This window comes from Salinimicrobium sp. 3283s (genome assembly GCF_039602225.1).
Taxonomy (GTDB): domain Bacteria; phylum Bacteroidota; class Bacteroidia; order Flavobacteriales; family Flavobacteriaceae; genus Salinimicrobium; species Salinimicrobium profundisediminis.
This window is the reverse complement of record NZ_CP143631.1, coordinates 2,215,714-2,233,021: the sequence shown is the minus strand read 5'-3', so window position 1 is coordinate 2,233,021 and position 17,308 is coordinate 2,215,714. Positions and strand designations below refer to the sequence as shown.

At 43.0% G+C, this 17,308-nt stretch carries 12 protein-coding genes, 4 tRNA genes and 2 rRNA genes; 5 read left to right on the top strand and 13 right to left on the bottom strand.

Annotation, left to right across the window (positions count from 1 at the left end):
* Positions 1–44 precede the first annotated feature (44 nt).
* Positions 45–965 (top strand): transposase, encoded by a 921-nt coding sequence (locus VS868_RS09880; RefSeq protein WP_345599806.1) that lies wholly within the window; start codon positions 45–47, stop codon positions 963–965.
* Between the two features lie 249 nt (positions 966–1,214).
* Here VS868_RS09880 and VS868_RS09875 read toward each other — a convergent pair.
* The 8 genes from VS868_RS09875 to VS868_RS09840 form a co-directional block, all read right to left on the bottom strand.
* Positions 1,215–1,289: transfer RNA gene (locus tag VS868_RS09875), tRNA-Val, on the bottom strand.
* 43 nt (positions 1,290–1,332) lie between these two features.
* Positions 1,333–1,407 (bottom strand) — tRNA-Val (locus tag VS868_RS09870).
* Between the two features lie 104 nt (positions 1,408–1,511).
* Entirely contained in the window at positions 1,512–2,729 is a 1,218-nt protein-coding gene (locus VS868_RS09865) for a folylpolyglutamate synthase/dihydrofolate synthase family protein (RefSeq protein ID WP_345597129.1), read from the bottom strand.
* A gap of 5 nt (positions 2,730–2,734) precedes the next feature.
* The gene (locus tag VS868_RS09860) at positions 2,735–3,553 is read right to left on the bottom strand and encodes an energy transducer TonB (protein WP_266071238.1); all 819 of its coding nucleotides are present in this window, start codon (positions 3,551–3,553) and stop codon (positions 2,735–2,737) included.
* A gap of 74 nt (positions 3,554–3,627) precedes the next feature.
* Complete coding sequence (locus tag VS868_RS09855; protein ID WP_266071239.1) at positions 3,628–4,020, bottom strand: biopolymer transporter ExbD; 393 nt, start codon at positions 4,018–4,020, stop codon at positions 3,628–3,630.
* A 1-nt stretch (position 4,021) separates the two neighbouring features.
* The gene (locus VS868_RS09850; RefSeq protein WP_266071240.1) at positions 4,022–4,723 is read right to left on the bottom strand and encodes a MotA/TolQ/ExbB proton channel family protein; all 702 of its coding nucleotides are present in this window, start codon (positions 4,721–4,723) and stop codon (positions 4,022–4,024) included.
* 97 nt (positions 4,724–4,820) lie between these two features.
* Entirely contained in the window at positions 4,821–6,194 is a 1,374-nt protein-coding gene (gene nhaD, locus VS868_RS09845) for a sodium:proton antiporter NhaD (RefSeq protein ID WP_345597125.1), read from the bottom strand.
* 10 nt (positions 6,195–6,204) lie between these two features.
* Positions 6,205–7,431 (bottom strand): Glu/Leu/Phe/Val dehydrogenase dimerization domain-containing protein, encoded by a 1,227-nt coding sequence (locus VS868_RS09840; RefSeq protein ID WP_345597123.1) that lies wholly within the window; start codon positions 7,429–7,431, stop codon positions 6,205–6,207.
* Positions 7,432–7,819: 388 nt separating this feature from the next.
* Here VS868_RS09840 and VS868_RS09835 point away from each other — a divergent pair, with 388 nt between their 5' ends.
* From VS868_RS09835 to VS868_RS09825, 3 genes are all read left to right on the top strand, one after another.
* Positions 7,820–8,158: a P-II family nitrogen regulator gene (locus VS868_RS09835; protein ID WP_345597121.1), complete on the top strand. Its 339-nt coding sequence runs from the start codon at positions 7,820–7,822 to the stop codon at positions 8,156–8,158.
* Positions 8,159–8,198: 40 nt separating this feature from the next.
* Positions 8,199–9,446, top strand: a complete 1,248-nt coding sequence (gene amt, locus VS868_RS09830) for an ammonium transporter (protein ID WP_345597119.1) — start codon at positions 8,199–8,201, stop codon at positions 9,444–9,446.
* A gap of 92 nt (positions 9,447–9,538) precedes the next feature.
* A complete protein-coding gene (locus tag VS868_RS09825) occupies positions 9,539–10,648 on the top strand; it encodes a porin (RefSeq protein ID WP_345597117.1) in 1,110 nt (369 codons plus the stop codon).
* A 123-nt stretch (positions 10,649–10,771) separates the two neighbouring features.
* On the opposite strand, the gene VS868_RS09820 is transcribed toward VS868_RS09825, so the two are convergent.
* Entirely contained in the window at positions 10,772–11,833 is a 1,062-nt protein-coding gene (locus VS868_RS09820; protein WP_345597115.1) for an anhydro-N-acetylmuramic acid kinase, read from the bottom strand.
* A gap of 89 nt (positions 11,834–11,922) precedes the next feature.
* On the opposite strand from VS868_RS09820, the gene VS868_RS09815 reads away from it, so the two are divergent.
* A complete protein-coding gene (locus tag VS868_RS09815) occupies positions 11,923–13,065 on the top strand; it encodes an acyl-CoA dehydrogenase (protein ID WP_266071249.1) in 1,143 nt (380 codons plus the stop codon).
* Positions 13,066–13,451: 386 nt separating this feature from the next.
* Here VS868_RS09815 and rrf read toward each other — a convergent pair.
* The 4 genes from rrf to VS868_RS09795 all read right to left on the bottom strand — a co-directional run bounded on the left by rrf (position 13,452) and on the right by VS868_RS09795 (position 17,131).
* A 5S ribosomal RNA gene (rrf, locus tag VS868_RS09810) occupies positions 13,452–13,560 on the bottom strand.
* A gap of 167 nt (positions 13,561–13,727) precedes the next feature.
* Positions 13,728–16,561, bottom strand: a 23S ribosomal RNA gene (locus tag VS868_RS09805).
* Between the two features lie 248 nt (positions 16,562–16,809).
* Positions 16,810–16,886 (bottom strand) — tRNA-Ala (locus VS868_RS09800).
* A 171-nt stretch (positions 16,887–17,057) separates the two neighbouring features.
* A tRNA-Ile gene (locus VS868_RS09795) sits at positions 17,058–17,131 on the bottom strand.
* Positions 17,132–17,308: the final 177 nt, after the last annotated feature.

Sequence of the window (17,308 nt, the reverse complement as noted above, 5' to 3'; positions counted from 1 at the left end):
ACTGCCATACTATTGGAAGTTTCTACAGTGTCAATGGAAAGAAACTGCAGCGCCAGTACAAAGACTTTCTGAGTGATTTTAAGCAGTGGAAAGAAAAGAAGCACGCCAGAAAGTGGCTTATCTTTCCAGAGAATATGGGACCTTACCTCTCCATTGATGAGACTGCTCTATCCAAAGGAGAGCTCTACACGATCATCACCAATAAGAAGGCTAAAGGTAAAAAAGGAGCACTTGTAGCTATTATTGCCGGTACTAAAGCTGAAGCTATCATTGAGCAATTACTAAAGATCCCTTCTTATCAACGCAATAAAGTGAAGGAGATAAGCTTAGATATGGCTCATTCCATGAAGCTTATCGTGCAGAAATGTTTTCCAAAAGCAATAAAAGTCACAGATCGATTCCACGTCCAGAAGCTGGCTATTGAAGCCCTTCAGAACCTCCGGATCAAGCATCGATGGGAAGCAATTGATTATGAAAACGAGCAGATACAGAAGAGAAAATTAAAAGGCCAAAGTTATACTCCAGAGACCTTTACCAATGGAGATACCAGGAAACAGTTATTGGCCAGGAGTAGATATCTGCTATACAAAGCTCCATCGAAATGGACAGAAAGTCAATCTAAAAGAGCTAAAATCTTGTTCCATGAATATACAGACATTGATAAAGCCTATGCACTTGTCAATAGCCTTAGAAATGTATTTAACCAGACAAAATCTATTGAAGCAGGATATACAAGATTAGCCCATTGGTATAAAGAAGTAGAAGAATCCGGATTTAAATCATTTAACACCGTTGCCACAACAATAAGTCTCAACTACAGATCGATCTTAAACTACTTTAGAAATAGAAGCACAAATGCTTCAGCAGAATCATTCAATGCAAAAATTAAAGCTTTTAGAAGTCAATTTAGAGGGGTGAAAAATGTAGAATTTTTCCTGTACAGATTAACTACATTATTTAGCTAGTCCACAACTTTTGTTCTTGATCCATAATTAAATATTGCGGACTAAGCGAAAAAACCCCACAAGCTCCTGCTTGTGGGGTTGGGATTTTTTTTGGGCTCATGAGCTACAGCTCTAGAGGCCCTCAACTTCTCCTGTAAAATGATAATATTGAAATAAGAAAATTTATTAATTAAAAAACCTCACAGGTTTTGGAAACCTGTGAGGTTTGTTTGAAATATGCTTTTTATCACTCGGGAATTCCCCATTTTGTGGGTGATACTGGGTTCGAACCAGTGACCCCTACCTTGTCGAGGTAGTGCTCTGAACCAGCTGAGCTAATCACCCTGAAAACCAAAAAAGGCCTCCAAAAAGGAAGCCTTGAATTGTGTGGGCAATGAGGGATTCGAACCCCCGACCCCCTCGGTGTAAACGAGGTGCTCTGAACCAACTGAGCTAATTGCCCTAATATTTTAATGAACTTCAGCATTCTTGAAGTGTGCTTCTCTCTGAATGCGGATGCAAATATAGACTACATTTTTAATTACGCAAAGAATAATTTCAAAAAAATTAAATTATTTCTGCCACAGTGAAAGTACTGCCTCCAACATAGACCACATCTTTAGCAGAAGCCTCTTGTAACGCAGCTTCATAAGCTTCAGTAACTGAAGAAAATACCTTTCCAAAAATGCCATTTTCGGCTGCTGTTTTCTGTAATTCTTCCGCAGCAAGTCCGCGGGGAACATTAGGTCTGGAAAAATAATATTTTGCAGATTTTGGAAAAATTGGCAGCACCGAAGTAAGATCTTTGTCGTTTACCACGCCTATAACCAGGTGCAAATCCTCAAATTTTTCTTCCTGTAGCTGTTTCATAGCATAAACCAACCCCTCTTTATTATGTGCAGTATCACAAATTACCCTTGGATCTTCCTGCAGCACTTCCCAGCGGCCCCGAAGCCCAGTGTTAAAAATGACATTTTTGAGACCTTTTTCTGCAGCTTCTTCTCGCAACTCCCATCCAAGATCCTTCAGCACATCTAAAGCCATAGAAACTGTGCGTATATTCCATTTCTGATACTGCCCCTTGAGATCGGAAGTATAAGATCTTCCTCGGAAGTCTTCAGCTAAATAAAATGGCGCATTTTTGGATTCAGCCAATCGCTTAAATACGGGAAAAGTCTCTTCCTGGTACTCCCCTATCACTACAGGAGTATTTTCTTTTATGATCCCGCCTTTTTCAGCAGCAATTTTAGGCAGCGTGTTACCGAGGATGTTCACGTGGTCAAAACCAATATTGGTGATTACAGAAAGTTCTGGAGAAATAATGTTCGTGGAATCAAGTCTCCCGCCAAGCCCTACTTCAATAACTGCAATGTCAACATTTTCTTCGGAAAAATAATTAAAGGCCATCCCTACTGTCATTTCAAAGAATGAAAGGCTTTCCTTCTCAAAAAAGGCTTTATTGGATGCAATAAATTGCATCACGGCGGCTTCAGAAATCATTTCGCCGTTGATCTTAATACGTTCCCTAAAATCTTTTAAATGTGGCGAAGTATAAAGCCCCACTTTGTAGCCAGCCTCCTGCAACACCGAAGCGAGCATGTGTGAAACAGACCCTTTTCCATTGGTACCTGCAACATGTATACTCTTAAAGTGCTTATGTGGCTCACCCAGCTGCTTCACCAGACTGGTAATATTGTGAAGGTCTACCCGATAGGCTTTATTTCCCACCTGCTGATACATGGGCAACTGCTGAAACATCCACTCAACAGTTTCAGAATAAGTCATCAAAGTTATTCGGTAAGTTTAAAATTGTAGATAATAGTTCCCACCTGCTTTACAGGTGCATCGGCGTCGCTGTTAAAACGCGTGGCCAGGGCGGCTCTTTTTGCAGGATCTGTAAGACAGGTTGCGTTGTTTGTAGTTCCTTTAACGCCGGGTATTGCACGGGTAACCTGCCCGTTACGGTTTACCTCTATTTGAACCACCACTATCCCAGATTCATTACAATCCTGCACAAATTTTTCTTTGTTTAAGGCTTTACGGCCACCCAAACGATAATTCCCATCCCCGTCAAGACCCATTCCGGTTCCGTAGTATGATTTTGCATTAGGATCGCCATCGGGGCTTCCTTTATCGCCCGCAGCCTGGTCGTTACCTTCTCCACCTTTCGCCTGTCCGTCGTTTGCAGGACCGTTAAGTATACTGCTCAGGGCATCGGTAGTAGATTTTGAAGGTTTGGGATCGGGTTTTTTAACAGGCTCTTCCACCTTTTTTACCGGAGTTTCCACCTTCTGAACTACCTTTTCTTCTTTCTTCTTCTCAATTACAGGCGCTTCAGTGATTTCCTGGGTAACAACTTCTTCTTTAATATTGGTTTCTACCGGAGTCACAGGAGCAGCTGTTTGCTGGGGTGCCGTTTTTATGGGCTCAGTGGGCTGCTCTGTACCCGAACCAACTTCTGAAGTTCCAAAATTAATGGCTATGCCGTTCTCGGGTGGCGGATCGAGATAAGTGAAACCAAAGAACAGCAATAGCAGTATAAGCAGTACGTGAAGCACCACTGTTATTGCCATCGACTTTCGTTCATGTTCTGTTTCCAGGTATTTCACTTTGTTCTTCTCTTAAAATTTATGCCGCAAACTTAGTTCCACAATTAGAGGAAATAATGAGGAAGCAAAGATATTTATTCAGGTTTTACAGCAAGTACAATCTTGTAGCGATTCCTGTTGGCAATATCCATCACATCTACTGCTTTCTCAATAGGCACTCCTTCTTCGGCCCGCAGGATGATAGTAGGATCTTCTTCGCCGCTCAAGACTTCTTTGAGCCTTGCCTCAAGGGAGCTATTGCTCACTCTTTCTTTATTGATATAAACCTGTAGGTCTTTTGTAATACTCACCGCCACATTTTGTTTGTTCGTGGTCTTACCTTTTGCCTTTGGCAGGATAAGATCAAGCGCTTCCGGAGTGATAGCCGGCGAGGTGAGCATAAAAAAGATCAACAACAGGAATACAATATCGGTCATGGAACTCATACTGAATTCTGGACTGATCTTATTTCTGCCTCTTAAATTCATACTATACCGGTTCGTTTAGAAGGTCAAGGAAATCTACTGCTGTTGCTTCCATTTGGTGCACTACCTTATCGGTCTTTACCACGAGGTGGTTATACCCAATATAAGCAATAATACCTACAATAAGCCCAGCCACGGTAGTGGTCATCGCGGTGTAAATACCTTCTGCAAGGGCGCCCATTTCGGCCTGCCCGCTACTGGTTGCCAGTTCATGAAAGGCAATGACCATCCCTATAACCGTTCCAAGAAAACCAATCATAGGCGCAGCTCCTGCAATAGTAGCAAGAACGCTCACATTCTTTTCGAGTTTGTAGACTTCAAGCCGACCTGCATTCTCGATAGCAGTATTGATATCTTCTAACGGACTCCCAATACGATCAAGCCCCTTTGCAGTAAGCCTGGCTACAGGCGAATTAGCCTGAGCACAACGAATTCTTGCAGACTCAATATTGCCGTGCAGTACGCTATCTTTGATCTGGTTCATGAAATTACTGTCTGTTTCTGAAGCTGCCTTGATAGCAAACAACCTCTCGAAATAGATGTAAATGGCGGCAAACAACAGTATGAAGAGAATAAAGATGATCACCTGTCCTCCTATTCCACCGCTTAGAAACAAGTCAAATAAAGAAAGAGTTTTTTCCTCTACTACCGGCTCTGCCCCCTCTACGGCCTGGGCAAGACCATCTTCCTGAAAAAAGTATAGCATTTGTGTATCTGGTTTTTTATGTAACGTGAGAATACAATTTTAATTGTAAAGATAAACAGCCTTTGATTTATTACAACCTAAAAGCACAAATATAAATCTAGAAGAAATTATTAAGAATTATAAAACTAACAGCTCCCCCTAAAAATCCTAGTAGAGCCAGGGGCGCAATGTTTTTTAGGTACCACATGAAGTTGATCTTTTCCATTCCCATAGCGGCAACACCCGCAGCAGACCCTATGATGAGAAGACTACCTCCTGTACCTGCACTATAGGCTATAAAATGCCATATCCTGTCATCTATTGGGAAATCGTACATAGCCATAGAAGCTGCTACCAGCGGTACATTATCTATTACTGCTGAAAGCCCCCCGAGAATTACCACTACAGCGTCCATACTCGGAATCGCCTGAGAAAGCTGACTGGCGGCATAAAACAATGTGCCAACCTGCTGCTCCTGAAGAGTTCCAAACACAAGGCTCTCCAGCCCTGCCACTGCCAGTAAAATTCCGAGGAAAAAAAGGATACTTGAAAATTCAATATTCGAAAGAGCTTTATGTGTTGAGTATAAGTTCTTCTCGTTTTTGCTGATATTTTTCACCGGCTTTACATATTCTGAAAGCATCCAGACAAGGCTTAAACTAAACAGCATACCTATGTATGGTGGCAAACCAGTAACTGCTTTAAAAATTGGAACCAGAAGAATAGCCCCCAAACCTGCATAAAGCATTTTTCGGCTACTCAACAACCTTTCAGAATCATCATCAATCACTTTCTTCTTTAAAACTGTTTTTCCCTGAAATGCTTTAAGCCGCATCGCTGCAGCAAACGGAAGTATAAAACAGAATAATGCAGGGATGATGAGATGCTCTGCCAGGCCTGCTGCCGTTACTTTGTTGTTTATCCAGAGCATGGTAGTGGTCACATCACCAATGGGCGACCAGGCTCCCCCGGCATTAGCAGCAATTACAATAAGTGCAGCAAACCATACCCGGTAATCACGTTTGGGAACCAGCTTGCGCAGCAGCGTAACAAGAATGATTGTAGCGGTTAAGTTATCGATGACTGCAGAAAGTACGAACGCAAGAGACCCCAGTATCCACAGTAGCTTCTTTTTGTCGGTAGTGACAATGGCTTTCTTAATAATAGCAAACCCACGATGAAGATCTATGATCTCCACAATGGTCATTGCTCCAATAAGAAAAAACAAAATCTCACTTATAGAACTAAAGTGGTGCATGAGATTTGCTTTAAAACCCCACATTTGCTCTGCCAGGTTTCCTTTAGTTATATTAAAAACTTCCCCGTGATAATCTACGATAGAAAGAAGCCCTTTGTTAAAACCAAAAGCGATTCCGGCCCAAATAACGGTTGCCATTAAGAGGGCCGAAACTGCTTTATCAAGTTTTAATGGATGTTCCAGCGTTATTGCCAGGTATCCAACAATAAAAATTAGAATTAAAATGCTTACCATAATAATAACATCACACCAGCTTTGTCAATGCAACTTCAAATGCAGTTTTACTCACATTGGTCTTATTGCTATTGTGGTTAAAGGTATTTTGAATCGCGTTCTTGATGGTAATTGAAGTATCATTAAAGATCGCTTCATCGGTCATTTGTACCCTGCGTTCCATAAAATAGGCAAAAACCCGGGCCATTCCGCAGTTCGCAATAAAGTCGGGAATCACGCTTATCTTCTCGTCAGTATATTCCATGATGGGGCCAAAGAAGATCTCCTTGTCGGCAAAAGGAACATTTGCACCACTGGAGATCACTTCTAAACCAGAACTCACCATTTGATCTACCTGTTCACGGGTAATTAAACGCGAAGCGGCACATGGTGCAAAAACCTGTGCTTCCAGCTTCCAGATGCGCTCATTGATCTCCTCAAAAGGGATTATCCTTTCCGATTTCAATGAATTTCCTTCTTTATTCAGGAACAACTCCCTGATCTCGTCAAAAGAAAAACCATCTTCGTTGATTAACCCGCCTGCACGATCAATGATCCCCACAACCTTTGCTCCCATCTGCGCGAGATAATACGCTGCGGCAGAACCTACATTTCCAAATCCCTGAACAATGGCTTTTTTCCCCTGCACATTTCCGCCATAAACGTCATAGTAATGTCGAACGGCTTCGGCCACTCCATAACCGGTGATCATATCGGCCACAGTGTATTTCCGGGAAACATCGGGTGAAAATTTGCTATTTTCAAGCACCTTGATCACGCCCTGCCTTAACTGGCCAATGCGGTTGATCTTATCGGCTTCGGTGGGTTTAAAATGTCCGTTAAAAACCCCTTCCTGCGGATGCCAAACCCCGGAATCTTCTGTAATGGGAATTACTTCATGTATTTCATCCACATTCAGGTCACCCCCGGTACCATAATAACTTTTCAGCAGAGGAGACACGGCTTTATACCAACGCTCTAAAACGCCTTTTTTGCGAGGATCATTGGGGTCAAAATTTATACCCGACTTTGCGCCGCCAATAGCAGGACCCGAAACAGTGAATTTCACTTCCATAGTTTTAGCCAGGGAGAGCACTTCATTCATGTCAAGCCCTTTCCTCATCCTGGTACCACCACCTGCAGCTCCACCCCGCAGGGAATTGATCACCACCCAGCCTTCGGCTTCAGTTTCAGGATCTTTCCAGTTAAAAACAATTTCTGGTGCTTTATTTTGATATAGATTAAGTAATTCTTTCATAATATTTAAAAATTGCTGAACAAATATAAAAAACTATGAATTGCGTAGTGTTATAGGCATGATATATTTTGAATTTCACAAAAAAGATGAGTGTGTAAGTAATGAATTCGAACTCCCTTGCCTGATGCATTTCAAGAACATAATCATCTTTTTCTGAAGTTTTTGCGCAATTTTTCTCCTGATTTCCTTCTGAAAAACCAAAATCTCACCCCGACGAGTGGCTTTCATTTTACTTATGTAATAAAAAAAGATATAATTTATTACCACCCCCTAATTTTATAGGGGTATAAAATGTGAAACTAATTTTTTACACACTTAACCCCTATTTTTTTAGACTTAAACAGTTTTTTAGTATAATTTTATGTGTCTTAACAAAAATTAGGTCTTTATGAAAAAAATCGAAGCCATCATTAGAAAGTCAAAATTTGACGATGTAAAAAAGGCTCTTCATGAAATTGGTGTCAATTTCTTCAGTTATTGGGATGTTACCGGAGTAGGTAATGAAACACAGGGGCATGTATACAGGGGTGTCGCCTACAGCACAACAGACATTCAACGCAGGAAAATATCCGTAGTTGTTTCTGATGAATTCCTCGAAAAAACAGTACAGGCAATTCTCGATGCAGCATATACGGGTTCTGTAGGCGACGGTAAAATCTTTGTCTCTACGGTAGAAGAAGCCTATAGGATTAGAACAAAAGAAAGAGGCACCCTCTCGCTGGCATAATTAACTACTTACAAAACTATTCAACTTAATATTATAAAAAATGGAATTACTTACTAATAACGTATGGATGATGGTCTGCACCGCACTGGTGTTTTTTATGCATCTTGGATTTTCTTTACTGGAAGTGGGACTCACCCGGCAAAAAAATGCCATTAATATCCTCTTTAAAAATGTTTTTATCATTTGCACCGGACTTCTTCTTTATAGTCTCATTGGTTTTAACCTCATGTATCCAGGTTCATTCATTATGGGAATTATCCCCGACTATTTTGTCGGACTTTTTGGGTTACACGCTCCGGTAGCCGACGGTGCCCTTGATCTTACCTACAATGAAGGTTACACCTACTGGACCGACTTTTTATTCCAGGGTATGTTCGCTGCAACTGCTGCCACTATTGTGTCGGGAGCTGTCGCCGAAAGGATCAAACTGTCGGCTTTTATGCTGTTCTCCATTATATACCTTGCTATTGTTTATCCAATCGCTGGATCATGGAAATGGGGAGGTGGCTTCCTTGATGAACTTGGGTTCTATGACTTTGCCGGTTCTACCCTGGTACACTCTGTTGGTGGCTGGGCTGCGCTTGTAGCAATCTCTTTGTTGGGAGCAAGAATTGGAAAATTTGGAGAAGACGGTAGCTCTCATGCTATTCCCGGTCACAATGTACCTTTAGCAACAGCGGGCGTTTTCATCCTCTGGCTTGGATGGTTTGGCTTTAACGGAGGTTCGGTACTCTCTGCAGATCCATCTGCAACTTCTCTTACTTTAGTGACCACCTGTCTTGCTGCAGCAGCCGGAGGTATTTCTGCTTTCCTTGTTTCCACCATCTGGTATAAAAATTATGATCTCACCATGTTCCTGAATGGGATCCTTGGAGGTCTTGTGGGTATCACCGCAGGGGCAGATCTCATGTCTCCTACAGATGCCGTACTTATTGGGCTAATTGCCGGAATACTCATTGTTGCAGGCGTTGCACTTATTGACAAAGTAAGACTGGATGACCCTGTAGGTGCAGTAGCCGTACATCTTATTTGCGGAGTATGGGGCACCCTGGCCGTTGGGATATTTGGAGCCCTGGCAGGCTTTGAGCAGTTTCTCAACCAGCTTATAGGAGTTGCTGTAATTGGAGCTTTTTGCTGTGTATCGGCATTTTTAATTCTTTTTGCAATTAAACGTTCCCTGGGACTTCGCATGGAAACGCATGAAGAAACTGAAGGCCTCGATCTTCATGAACATGGTATGGATGCTTATGCCGAGTTCGCAGGCAAAGTAGAACCTGCAAAACAATAAAAAAAGGAGGAACGCCTGGCAGGGCGCCCCTCCTGAATTCATTTCAAAAAAACCAGTTCAACTCATTTCAACTAATCAAACAAAGTTTTAACATGAAACAAATCACTATTACAAAAATGCAGAAATTTTTAATTTTTGCCTCTATCGGGCTGTGGAATATTTCTGTTTCTGCACAGGAATCTGAAGTACTGGAAGAAGCATTACCCGGTTTTAGTATTGGGGGATCTGTAGACACCTACTTCAGGACAAATTTCAATGGCCTCAATAAATATGTTTATGGTCCCGATGGGGAAACTCCAATTGCTGGCCCACAGGCTCCCGCCACCGCTTTTGCCAATGATCCCGGTTTTGCATTAGGAATGGCCAATGTCATTCTTGGGTATGAAGGTGAAAAAATAGGCTTCGTGGCCGATCTTGTTTTTGGTCCCCGCGGCGAAGAAGCGGTTTTTCTTTCTATGGGCTCCAGTAATATTGTCAATCAGCTGTACGTTTATTATAATGTGAGTGAGAATGTCCGGCTAACCCTGGGAGATTTTAATACCTTTTTAGGCTATGAAGTGATTTCACCCGTAGATAATTTCAACTACTCCACTTCGTATATGTTTTCCTATGGCCCTTTTTCCCATACCGGTTTAAAAGCAGACATCGCCCTAAGCAATAACTGGAGTGCCATGTTAGCCATCATGAACCCCACAGATTATACTGAATTTGATCCTTTTGGAGTGTATACCTTTGGAGCACAACTTGGTTATTCTAATAGTGCCGGAAGTGCATACCTAAATCTCATTTATGGAGAACAGGCTCCAGGCCTCGATCCCACTTTTCAAATAGATCTCACCACCGGTTGGGATTTCTCTGAGGCTTTTTACCTGGGGCTTAATACAACCTACAATAGTACAGATGATGTTGGGTTCTATGGTGTCGCACTATACCCGCAAATACAAACTTCTGAAAATTTTGCAATCGGCTTAAGGGCAGAATACTTTAAAGAACTAGCAAATGGGCATGATGAAACAGTAGTGTACAATTCTGACGCAAACCTAACCGCCTTTACCCTTACCGGTAACTATACTGTTGGAAGCTTAACTATTAAACCCGAATTAAGACTTGACAGCGTTGACAGGGATGTCTTTGTAAACCAGGACCTGGAACCCACAGATAATCTATCCTCTTTTATTCTCGCAGCAGTTTATGCTTTTTAAAAAACCGGGCAGGATAGGTTTGCCCCTGGCAGCTCTATCCTGCTTATATTTCAGCTTAGATAAATATTGACTATAACCGGCGACTTTAGTAGTTCCCGCAGCATGTCTATGATCTAATGAGAATTATGGATTAAAAATCTTTCCTGAAGAATGATCTTTTGAAGCCCCTGTAACAGAACCCAGCACGTTATTCTCTCCTCTTAATTTAAGTACTCCCAAAAAGGCAAAAATCAGGGCTTCTTTAAAATTCACTACTTCAGGCGCCGGAATTACTACTTGAGTTTTAGTACGCTTCTTAATTTCCTGGATCAGGAATTTGTTAAAAGCACCGCCACCTGTTACCAAAACTTTTTCTTCGGAAGAATCCCGAAATTCATTGGCGATCATTTCCGCAGCATGTTCGGTATAGGTTCTCAGAAGATCGGGAATAGCATCATACTTTTTCAAAAGCGGAAAAATGTGCTTTTGCACCCACTCTATTCCGAGGGACTTTGGAGGACGGAGTCCGTAAAATGGCATTTTTTCGAGTTCCTCCAGAAGCTTTGGCAGCACTTCTCCCGAAGCCGCCACTTCTCCGTCTTTATCAAATGGCAGGTTTATTTGTTGGGAAAGCACATTGAGCACAGTGTTTACGGCGCAAATATCATAAGCCAGGCGTTTACCACCGGTTATAGTAGAAATGTTTGCGAAACCGCCAATATTAAGGCAGTAATCGTATTCGCCAAACAACAATTCGTCACCAATAGGCACCAAAGGCGCGCCCTGGCCACCCAGCTGCACGTCTTGCACCCTAAAATCACATACCACCTTACAATTTAAGATCTTTGGAAGCTCTGGTTGGTTGCCAATTTGCAGGGTGTATGCATTGTCGGGTTCGTGTTTTATTGTATGGCCATGACTACAAACAGCATGGGTGTCAAAAATGTCATTTTTGGAAAGGAATTCTGAAATGACATTTCCAAGCAATTTCGTATAATCGGTGTCTAATTGCCGCAGCTGTTCTTCATTATATCCTACTGCTTCAGAAAGTTTCTTTTCCCATTCCGGAGAATAAGGAATGGTTTCCGCAGCAATAATTTTATAAGACCAGATTTCAGAAAAGGTGAAATTTACATGGGCTACATCAATGCCATCAAGGGAGGTTCCCGACATTACACCTACAACGTTATAGTTATTTTTGTTCATCACGGTAAAAATAGCCAACTCAATTGAAAAAACGCATGTAAAAGGGTATCTTTGACCTTAAAATTCAACATTTTCTAAAAATATACTGAATGGATTTCAAACTCACTGAAGAACATATTATGATCCGCGATGCGGCACGAGATTTTGCAAAGAACGAGTTGCTCCCCGGAGTAATTGAGAGGGATGAAAAACAGGAATTCCCGAAAGAACAGATCAAGAAAATGGGGGAACTCGGCTTCCTGGGTATGATGGTCTCTCCTGAATACGGCGGTGGCGGTATGGACACAGTGTCTTACGTGTTGGCTATGGAAGAGATTTCGAAGATAGACGCATCGGCATCTGTAGTAATGTCTGTAAACAATTCTTTGGTTTGTTGGGGGATTGAAAAATTCGGAAATGAAGAGCAAAAACAAAAGTATCTTCCAAAACTAGCCACAGGAGAATCTATTGGCGCCTTTTGTCTTTCTGAACCTGAAGCCGGAAGTGATGCGACTTCGCAAAGAACAACCGCGATTGAAAAAGACGACCACTACCTTCTTAACGGAACCAAAAACTGGATCACCAATGGTAGTACTGCAGATTATTACATTGTGATTGCGCAAACACACCCTGAAAAAAAACACAAGGGAATTAATGCTTTTATCATTGAAAAGGGCTGGAAAGGCTTTGAAATTGGCCCAAAGGAGCAGAAATTAGGAATTCGTGGAAGTGATACCCACTCTCTAAACTTCAATGATGTAAAGGTTCCAAAAGAAAACCGGATTGGCGAAGATGGCTTCGGATTTAAATTTGCGATGAAAACACTTTCTGGAGGACGTATTGGGATTGCAGCGCAGGCTTTAGGTATCGCAGCCGGGGCTTATGAGCTTGCAAAAGAATATTCGAAAGTGCGCAAAGCTTTTGGAACAGAGATCATGAACCACCAGGCTATAGCTTTTAAACTGGCCGACATGCATACTTCAATAGAGGCTTCACGCCATCTCGTGATGAAAGCAGCCTGTGATAAGGACAATGGGGAAAATTACGACCTTAGCGGCGCCATGGCTAAACTCTTTGCATCAAAAACAGCGATGGATGTCACTGTTGAAGCGGTACAGGTACACGGCGGAAACGGATACGTAAAAGAATACCACGTAGAGCGATTAATGCGAGATGCGAAGATCACTCAGATATATGAAGGTACTTCAGAGATCCAGAAAATTGTGATCTCCAGGAGCATTTTGAGAGATTAGGATTGATTTAAAAAGGAATATAATTGGATAAGCCCGGTCTTTAAGATCGGGCTTTTTTTTTGTGGACATTCCCGGGAAGTTATTGTGGAACAAGGCACGGATTGCAAATCCGCGCCAGCGGGATAAACTCTTCGTTTATGTTTCCTGAAGTAAATTTGAGGAAAGAAGACCCTCCCCATCCACCTGCGGCAGATTGCCCCTCCCTGGAAGGGAGGGGTGCTGAGATTTGGTTCCAGATTAAGCTTTTGTACTGCAATCCCCCTCCTGCTTAATCTCTAAGTTTTGATCATGATCCTCCCTCCACTCTGAAGAAGCGTGGCTACAGGCCTTGCTAATTTTAGGGCATAAAAAAACCCTTCATCAAATAAATGATGAAGGGTTTAAAAGAAAGGCGGCGACATACTCTCCCACAAATAGCAGTACCATCTGCGCTAACGGGCTTAACTTCTCTGTTCGGAATGGGAAGAGGTGAGCCCCGTTGCTATAACCACCTTAAATCGTTAGTATGCAGTGTTCAGTGATCAGTTGGCAGTAGCCATGATTACTTACTAGATATCATACCTAATAACTTTGACATAGTTGGAAAATAATAATATAAGAAAACACTTTGAGCAGTATATTAAGCTTCAGGTTATCCTCCCCGGCCCTTGCAGGCCGGGAAGCGCACTAAGCTATACGGATTATTAGTATCACTCGGCTATGACATTACTGCCTTTACACCTGTGACCTATCAACGTGGTAGTCTCCCACGATCCTTTAAAGAAATCTCATCTTGTGGTGGGTTTCGCGCTTATATGCTTTCAGCGCTTATCCCTTCCCAACGTAGCTACCCAGCAGTGCTCCTGGCGGAACAACTGGTACACCAGAGGTTGGTCCAACTCGGTCCTCTCGTACTAGAGTCAGATCCACTCAAATTTCTAACGCCCACTGTAGATAGAGACCGAACTGTCTCACGACGTTCTGAACCCAGCTCGCGTGCCACTTTAATGGGCGAACAGCCCAACCCTTGGGACCTTCTCCAGCCCCAGGATGTGACGAGCCGACATCGAGGTGCCAAACCCCCCCGTCGATGTGAGCTCTTGGGGGAGATCAGCCTGTTATCCCCGGAGTACCTTTTATCCTTTGAGCGATGGCCCTTCCATGCGGAACCACCGGATCACTATGCTCTACTTTCGTACCTGATCGACCTGTATGTCTCTCAGTCAAGCTCCCTTATGCCATTGCACTCTACGCACGGTTACCAAGCGTGCTGAGGGAACCTTTAGAAGCCTCCGTTACTCTTTTGGAGGCGACCACCCCAGTCAAACTACCCACCAAGCACTGTCCTTCCAATGGAAGTTAGGCTTCAAACAAGTAAAGGGTGGTATTTCAACAATGACTCCACGATACCTGGCGATACCGCTTCAATGTCTCCCACCTATCCTACACATCACTTGTCCAAAGTCAATACTAAGCTATAGTAAAGGTTCACGGGGTCTTTTCGTCCCACAGCGGGTAATCGGCATCTTCACCGATACTACAATTTCACCGAGCTCATGGCTGAGACAGTGTCCAGATCGTTGCACCATTCGTGCAGGTCGGAACTTACCCGACAAGGAATTTCGCTACCTTAGGACCGTTATAGTTACGGCCGCCGTTTACTGGGGCTTCAATTCAATGCTTCGCCGAAGCTAACATCTCCTCTTAACCTTCCAGCACCGGGCAGGTGTCAGACCCTATACATCATCTTTCGATTTAGCAGAGTCCTGTGTTTTTGATAAACAGTCGCCTGGACCTTTTCACTGCGGCCCCACCGGAGTGGGGCGACCTTTCTCCCGAAGTTACAGGTCAATTTTGCCTAGTTCCTTAGCCATGAATCTCTCGAGCACCTTAGAATTCTCATCCCAACTACCTGTGTCGGTTTGCGGTACGGGCTGCTTTTGCTCGCTTTTCTTGGAAGTCGATATTCAGGATTATCACCGCCGCCGAAGCTTGGGTGTACTATCGGGGTGTTACCACTCCCTTCAACGCACTATTCCGTCAGTGCGCACCTAATTCTCGCCTCCGTCACTTTTAACGCAAAGCAGGTACCAGAATATTAACTGGTTGTCCATCGACTACCCCTTTCGGGTTCGCCTTAGGCCCCGACTAACCCTCAGCTGATTAGCATAGCTGAGGAAACCTTAGTCTTTCGGTGTGCGGGTTTCTCGCCCGCATTATCGTTACTTATGCCTACATTTTCTTTTGTAACCGCTCCAGCATACCTCGCAGTACACCTTCTACGCTGTTACAATGCTCCCCTACCACTCTATACTAATGTATAGAATCCATAGCTTCGGTAGTATGTTTATGCCCGATTATTATCCATGCCGAACCGCTCGACTAGTGAGCTGTTACGCACTCTTTAAATGAATGGCTGCTTCCAAGCCAACATCCTAGCTGTCTAAGCAGTTCAACCGCGTTTTTTCAACTTAACATACATTTGGGGACCTTAGCTGATGGTCTGGGTTCTTTCCCTCTCGGACATGGACCTTAGCACCCATGCCCTCACTGATTAACATCATTTTATAGCATTCGGAGTTTGTCAGGAATTGGTAGGCGGTGAAGCCCCCGCATCCAATCAGTAGCTCTACCTCTATAAAACTAATTAATCGCTGCACCTAAATGCATTTCGGGGAGTACGAGCTATTTCCGAGTTTGATTGGCCTTTCACCCCTACCCTCAGGTCATCCCAAGACTTTTCAACGTCAACGGGTTCGGTCCTCCACTATGTGTTACCACAGCTTCAACCTGCCCAAGGGTAGATCACACGGTTTCGCGTCTAACACTACCAACTAAAGCGCCCTATTCAGACTCGCTTTCGCTACGGCTCCAGGGCTTAACCCCTTAACCTCGCTGGCAACGTTAACTCGTAGGCTCATTATGCAAAAGGCACGCCGTCACCCCCTAAAGGGCTCCGACCGCTTGTAAGCGTATGGTTTCAGGATCTATTTCACTCCGTTATTCACGGTTCTTTTCACCTTTCCCTCACGGTACTGGTTCACTATCGGTCTCTCAGGAGTATTTAGCCTTAGCGGATGGTCCCGCCAAATTCATACAGGGTTTCTCGTGCCCCGCACTACTCAGGATACCACTATGGTTTATGTTCATTACTTATACCGGGCTATCACCGTCTATGGCCACTCTTTCCAAAGTGTTCTAATTCTGTTCACAACCAATGTCGTGGTCCTACAACCCCGGTAAGTCCGTAAACTTACCGGTTTGGGCTAATGCGCGTTCGCTCGCCACTACTAGCGCAATCACTATTGTTTTCTTCTCCTCCGGGTACTTAGATGTTTCAGTTCTCCGGGTTCGCCTCCTTTCGGATAACATACCTTCAGTATGCTGGGTTGCCCCATTCGGATATCTGCGGATCAACCTGTATGTGCCAGTCCCCGCAGCTTTTCGCAGCTTATCACGTCCTTCATCGCCTCTGAGAGCCTAGGCATTCCCCATACGCCCTTATTTAGCTTATGTGCTTTTACCTAATATGCTCTTTTAAAAGTTATGAGTTAAGAGTTCAGAATTATAAATAACTCCTATTCTTACTTCAACACTCTTATTTAATATAATTTGCTCTATCTATAATCTTACAACTATAGAAATTTTTATGTTTCTCGTATTCTTATTTTCCAATATGTCAATGAACTTTCTACAATTATCAATTAGCAATCAACAATCACCAGTTTAAAACTGATCATTGATCATTGTTTATTGATCATTGTGTGGTGGAGAATATCGGAGTCGAACCGATGACCTCCTGCGTGCAAGGCAGGCGCTCTAGCCAGCTGAGCTAATCCCCCGTTTTTTTAGTTGGCAGTGGTCAGTATTCAGTATTCAGTTCTCACTGTACTGCGTACTGCTTAACTGCGTACTGTAAACTGGTTGCCCAACTTCTAAAATTTCCTTCAGTATTTCTCAATGAACTTCTTAACTCTGACCATTGTTTATTGATCATTGTTAATTGTATTTCGTAGTCTCAGGCAGACTCGAACTGCCGACCTCTACATTATCAGTGTAGCGCTCTAACCAGCTGAGCTATGAGACTGCAATTAGTAGTGAGTAGTTAGTAATTAGTAGTGAGATAGCTTTTCGCCTCATCTCAATACTCAATACTCATATCTCAATACTATATATTATTAAATTGACAGTGAATTAAGACCAAAAGAAGCTTATCACTTTATTTGTAAAAAGGCTCCTTATGTCGTAATTGCGTTTTGCCTTA